The organism is Citrobacter sp. wls826, assembly GCF_005281245.1.
GTDB lineage: Bacteria > Pseudomonadota > Gammaproteobacteria > Enterobacterales > Enterobacteriaceae > Citrobacter > Citrobacter braakii.
This window is the reverse complement of record NZ_SZWS01000028.1, coordinates 54977-58343: the sequence shown is the minus strand read 5'-3', so window position 1 is coordinate 58343 and position 3367 is coordinate 54977. Positions and strand designations below refer to the sequence as shown.

Here is a 3367-nt window from a genome sequence, read left to right as displayed (position 1 = left end):
GGCGCATTAACGCGCCTGCTTAACCCTTCCTGCGAATAACTGAAAGGAAATGCGGTGATGCTTGGATGGCGAATTTTACTGCTTTTTATCTTCATATCGCCTGCATGGGTTTTGGCTGACACCAATCGTCTTGTCAGTACGCCCGGCAAAATGCGCATGCGCGGAAATATTATTGAGGCTGCCTGTTATGTCGATCCACGCGACCGGTCGCTACTGGTTGAATTTGATGATCTCTCAGCCAGAGATATTTCCGGAAAACCAGAGAAAGTATCAGCGCATGATTTCAGCATTCATTTGTTGGGATGTTCATTAGGGGATTCTCAACACCCCGGGAATCTGTTTCAACGCGCCAATATTACCTTTTCTGGCGCACCGGATAGTGACAATCCTGATTATCTAAGCGTGCAATCGGAAACTGAAAATTTAGCGATAGAAATATATGACAGCAACGGACAGCAAATTCATCTGGGTGAGCCATCACCGGACTATGTGCTTAATCCAGGGAAAAACACGCTCAATTTTACGGCTTATTTGATCTCCCGCGACGGAAGAATGACATCTGGCGAATTTACTGCGGTCACGCATTTTGTTGTGAATTATCTCTGAGCTGCACTGCAATTCGGGTATCTGAAGGTTTGCGAACGAAAATGATCACGCTGAAAACAGATAAAAAACGTCTGGCGCTTTTTATTGCTCTGGTCTGTGCCTCTTCATGGGCTGAAGCGGATGAGGCCATTGAATTTAATACCGACGTACTGGATGCCAGCGACAGGCACAATGTCGATTTGCAGCGTTTTTCCGAAGGCAACTTTGTGACTCCCGGAGAATATCTGCTGGATGTTCGTATTAACAGCCAGGAGATTCCACAGCAGTCGATCCGTTATATCGTCGATCCTGCCAACCCGCATAAATCCATGGCATGTCTGACCCCGCAACAACTCGAATTACTGGCGCTCAAAGAAGAGGCGCTGGCCTATATTCATCCGATTAGCGCGACCTGCTATGACATTTCCCGCCTGCCGGGTGTGGCGTTGAATAATAGCGCAGGCGTACTGGACATTATCGTGCCTCAGGCATGGATGAAATATACCGATCCAGACTGGACGCCACCGGAGCGCTGGGATAACGGCGTCGCGGGGCTGATTTTTGACTACAGCGTCTCGGGCCAGGCCACACATTATGAACAGGGCGGCGATCGTTATCGCTCTCTGTCTGGCTATGGGCAGACAGGTTTTAACCTCGGCGCGTGGCGATTTCGTGGCCAGTATCAGGCCAATTACGCTTCGGATGATAATCGCGGCCGTATCGACTGGGATCAGATCTATGCCTATCGACCGTTGCCGATGCAGGCTGCAAAACTGACGGTCGGCGAAATCTACCTGAATTCTCAGGTTTTTGATTCGGTGCGTTTCACCGGGGCTAACCTCGCCAGCGACGAGCGCATGTTGCCACCGAATTTGCAGGGCTACGCGCCTGAAGTGCACGGCATCGCCCGCAGCAATGCGAAGGTTACCGTCAGTCAGCAGGGCCGTGTTATCTATCAAACCACCGTTCCTGCAGGGCCATTTAATATTCAGGATCTGCACGGTTCGGTACGCGGCACGCTGGATGTTCGCGTCGAGGAACAGGATGGCAGCGTACACACTTTTCAGGTCAATACGGCCGATATTCCTTATCTGACGCGCCCAGGCTATGTGCGCTACAACGCCGCGGTCGGGAAGCCATCGCGTTATAACCACGACGTTCAGGGGCCTGCGTTTTATAGCGGTGATTTTTCATGGGGGGTCAGCAATGCATGGTCGCTGTACGGCGGCGCGCTGCTCACTGGCGATCGCTATAACGCCTGGTCGATGGGGATTGGGCGGGACTTGAGCTGGCTGGGGGCGCTGTCGGCTGATGCGACGCAATCCATGAGTCGGGTAAAGCATCAGGCTGAACAAAAAGGCATGTCTTTTAAGCTCAGCTACGCCAAAACTTTTGATGAGTACAACAGTGCCATCACCTTTGCCGGTTACCGCTTCTCACAGCGTAACTTCCGCACTTTCTCGCAGTTTCTCGACGAGCAGTATGAAAATAACAACAGTGCCGGCAACGAAAAAGAGATGTACACCATCACCGGCAACAAAACCTTCTTTGCTGACGATCCACTATTAGCGACCACGCTGTACCTGACCTATACCCACCAGAACTATTGGGATCGCGGTTCCCAGGATCGTTACGGATTATCGATGGGGCACAGCTTTTCATTTGCTGGCATCCAGGGGATCAGCGCCAACGTTGCGGCTTACCGCTCTGAGTATCAGGGCAAACGAGACGACAATCTTTCGCTTTCAATCTCGGTGCCATGGAGCGATGGCCGCTCTATGGATTACGAATTGCAGAACAGCGGCAACCAGACCAGCCAGATGGTTTCGTATTCCGATAACCGCGACCGTAACAATCCGTGGCGTTTGCGCACAGGGGTTTCCGGTGAAGGGCGTACGGCGTTTGATGGCTATTACAAGCACCGCAGCATGATGGCGGAACTGGAATCTAACGTCAGCTGGCAGCAATCACGTTATTTCTCCGTTGGCGGCACGATGCGCGGCGGCTTTACCGCGACGCGTCACGGTGCGGCGCTGCACAACAGCCAGGCGTCGATGAATACCGCTAGAGTGATGGTTGATACCGACGGGGTGGCGAACGTGCCGCTGAACGGCGAACAGGCGCACTCAAACCGCTTCGGTATTGCCGTCGTACCGGACGTCGTTAGCTATCACAGCTTTGATACCCGTATCGATGTGGACGCAATGGACGAGGACATTTCCGCGACTAAAGCCATCGTGACCAACACCCTGACGGAAGGTGCGATTGGCTACCAGCATTTTGCCGTGGCGCAGGGGCAAAAAATGATGGCGCTGCTGCGCCTGAAGGATGGCTCGGTACCGCCGTTTGGCGCCGAAGTGTTTAACGCTAACGGCGTTAGCGTCGCCATGGTAATGGAAAACGGTATGGCCTGGATTGCGGGTGTGAATCCGGCTGAGCGTCTTTCCGTTGCCTGGGCTGGCCGTGCGCAGTGCCACTTACAGGTGCCACAACAAATCAACCCAGAAGGTAACGTGCTGTTGCCTTGTGAATAATTTCAATAACCTGAATGAATTTTGTCATGAATAATCAAGCTTTTTACTCCGTGCAGCGTTGGCTTAAACCCGTGGCCTGTGGCCTGCTTTTGATTGCAGAGATCAACACCTCATGGGCGGGCATTGCGCTCGACCGTACCCGCATGATCATCACTGGTGATGCGCGCTCAGTTAGTGCGAACTTAACCAATACCAGCCCGAGCATTCCGTTTCTGGCTCAGTCGTGGGTGGAAGATGCCAACGGAACA

General features: G+C 52.7%; 3 protein-coding genes. All 3 read left to right on the top strand.

Annotated features, from left to right (window positions below):
- Positions 1 to 57: 57 nt before the first annotated feature.
- Entirely contained in the window at positions 58 to 606 is a 549-nt protein-coding gene (locus FDW87_RS07370; protein ID WP_137379590.1) for a fimbrial protein, read from the top strand.
- A 41-nt stretch (positions 607 to 647) separates the two neighbouring features.
- Positions 648 to 3119 carry a fimbria/pilus outer membrane usher protein gene (locus FDW87_RS07365; RefSeq protein ID WP_137379585.1) on the top strand — a complete coding sequence of 824 codons (2472 nt, stop codon included), beginning with the start codon at positions 648 to 650 and terminating at the stop codon, positions 3117 to 3119.
- A 26-nt stretch (positions 3120 to 3145) separates the two neighbouring features.
- The coding region (locus FDW87_RS22045) for a fimbria/pilus periplasmic chaperone (protein WP_252363065.1) at positions 3146 to 3367 on the top strand (222 nt) is incomplete at its 3' end.